Source organism: Aeromonas sp. 604176, from assembly GCF_049170755.1.
GTDB classification, from domain to species: Bacteria; Pseudomonadota; Gammaproteobacteria; order Enterobacterales; family Aeromonadaceae; genus Aeromonas; species Aeromonas veronii_A.
This window is the reverse complement of record NZ_JAAKNE010000225.1, coordinates 1-2,111: the sequence shown is the minus strand read 5'-3', so window position 1 is coordinate 2,111 and position 2,111 is coordinate 1. Positions and strand designations below refer to the sequence as shown.

Below are 2,111 nucleotides of genomic sequence, written 5' to 3'. Positions count from 1 at the left end.
CGACGACAGCACATGCTCCCCCGGCAGGTTGGCCAGGGCCCAGCGCACCCGCTCGGGGGCGCTCATGGCGTCCAGCTCCCGGTTGAGGGGGGCCAGCGCCTCGACCTGCTCCTCCCGGCCCAGGGCCAGGAGGGCGTCGAGGTCGAGCCGGCCGTCGGCGGTGCGCGCCAGCCGGGCTGTATCAGTCTGTTCAGGCTGCATAGAAGTCCCTCGCGGAGTCGATAACCGGGGCGATGATCCCGGCGCGAATGACAAAATCGCCGAAGCACTCGTCCGGGTTGCGATCCTTGGCCCAGCGGCCGATCAGGGCGTCCAGTTCGGCCAGGATCTGCGGCTCGGTGATGTTCTCAAGATGCAGGCGCGGGATGCGGGTCCCCTCGAGGTTGCCCCCCAGGTGCAGGTTGTAGCGACCCGGCGCCTTGCCCACCAGACCCACTTCCGCCAGCATGGCGCGGCCGCAGCCGTTGGGGCAGCCGGTGACCCGGAAGATGATGGCGTCATCCGCCAGGCCGTGCTTGGCCAGCAGCCCCTCGATGTCGGTGACGAAGGCAGGCAGCATGCGCTCGGCCTCGGCCATCGCCAGGGGGCAGGTAGGCAGGGCCACACAGGCCATGGACTGCTTGCGCTGCTCGCTCACGCCGTCATCCAGCAGACCGTACTGACGCGCCAGGGCCTCAATGCGGGCCTTCTCGCCGGCAGGCACGCCCGCGATGATGAGGTTCTGGTTGGCGGTGAGGCGGAAGTCCCCCTGATGCACCTTGGCGATCTCCAGCATGCCGGTCTTGAGGGGCTTGCCCGGGAAGTCCAGCAGGCGGCCGTTCTCGATAAACAGGGTCAGGTGGTGCTTGCCGTCGATCCCCTCCACCCAGCCGAAGCGATCGCCACGGCTGGTGAATTCATAGGGGTGAACCGGCCCGAACTGGATGCCGGCGCGGTTCTCCACCTCGGCCTTGAAGGCCTCGACCCCCACCCGTTCAAGGGTGTACTTGGTCTTGGCGTTCTTGCGGTTGACCCGGTTGCCCCAGTCGCGCTGGGTGCTGACCACGGCGGCCGCCACCTCCAGCACGTGGGAGAGCGGAATGAAGCCAAAGTCGCTCGCCTTGCGCGGGTAGGTGGTGGTGTCGCCGTGGGTCATGGCGAGACCGCCCCCCACCAGCACGTTGAAGCCCACCAGCTTGCCGTGTTCGGCAATGGCCACGAAGTTGAGATCGTTGGCGTGGATGTCCACGTCGTTGTGGGGCGGGATGACCACGGTTGTTTTGAATTTGCGCGGCAGGTAGTTGGAGCCCAGGATCGGCTCCTCGTCACCCCCCAGCTTCTCGCCATCCAGCCAGATCTCCACGTAGGCGCGGGTCTTGGGCAGCAGGTGCTCGGAGATCTTCTTGGCCCACTCGTAGGCCTCCTGGTGCAACTCGGACTCCACCGGGTTGCTGGTGCAGAGCACGTTGCGGTTCACGTCCCCCGCGGTGGCGATGGAGTCGATACCTGTGCTGTTGAGGGTCTGGTGCATCAGCTTGATGTCGCGCTTCAGTACCCCGTGGAACTGGAAGGTCTGGCGGGTGGTCAGGCGGATGCTGCCGTACATGCTGTGTTCTTCGGCGAACTTGTCGATCACCTGCCACTGGGCCGGGGTGATGATGCCGCCGGGCAGGCGGGCGCGCAGCATGACGTTGTGCAGGGGCTCCAGCTTCTGGGCGGCGCGCTCCGGGCGGATGTCGCGGTCATCCTGCTGATACATGCCGTGGAAGCGGATCAGCTGGAAGTTGTCGCCGTTGAAGCCGCCGGTGAGCGGGTCCTGCAGATCTTCGGCGATGGTGCCGCGCAGGAAGTTGCTCTCGCGCTTGAGGCGTTCGTTGTCAGCCAGCGGCCCTTCGACCGGTCCCGGAATAAGTTGTTTGCTCATCAATAGACATCCCTTTGATAACGTTTGGCACGACGCAATTCGCTCAGATACTCTTCTGCTTCCTCACGGCTCTTGTGGCCGTGTTCCGCAATCACTTCCAGCAGGGCTTCCTGCACATCCTTCGCCATGTGGTTGGCGTCGCCACACACATAGAAGTGAGCGCCTGCTTCCAGCCACTGGTAGAGCTCAAGCCCTGCCTCGCGCAGGC

1 protein-coding gene and 2 pseudogenes are annotated in these 2,111 nt (G+C 65.3%); all 3 read right to left on the bottom strand.

Going from position 1 to position 2,111, the window contains the following annotated elements:
• Positions 1 to 201 (bottom strand): annotated as a pseudogene (locus tag G5358_RS20855) (phosphoadenosine phosphosulfate reductase); the annotation flags it as partial.
• Entirely contained in the window at positions 191 to 1,903 is a 1,713-nt protein-coding gene (cysI, locus tag G5358_RS20850) for an assimilatory sulfite reductase (NADPH) hemoprotein subunit (protein WP_042865065.1), read from the bottom strand. The gene cysI and the pseudogene G5358_RS20855, both read right to left, overlap by 11 nt.
• Positions 1,903 to 2,111: pseudogene (locus tag G5358_RS20845) on the bottom strand (sulfite reductase [NADPH] flavoprotein alpha-component); the annotation flags it as partial. The pseudogene G5358_RS20845 and the gene cysI, both read right to left, overlap by 1 nt.

What these genes read in the sequence shown, in the direction of transcription:
- cysI (WP_042865065.1), bottom strand. Translation starts at nt 1,903, where the DNA reads ATGAGCAAACAACTTATTCCGGGACCGGTCGAAGGGCCGCTGGCTGAC.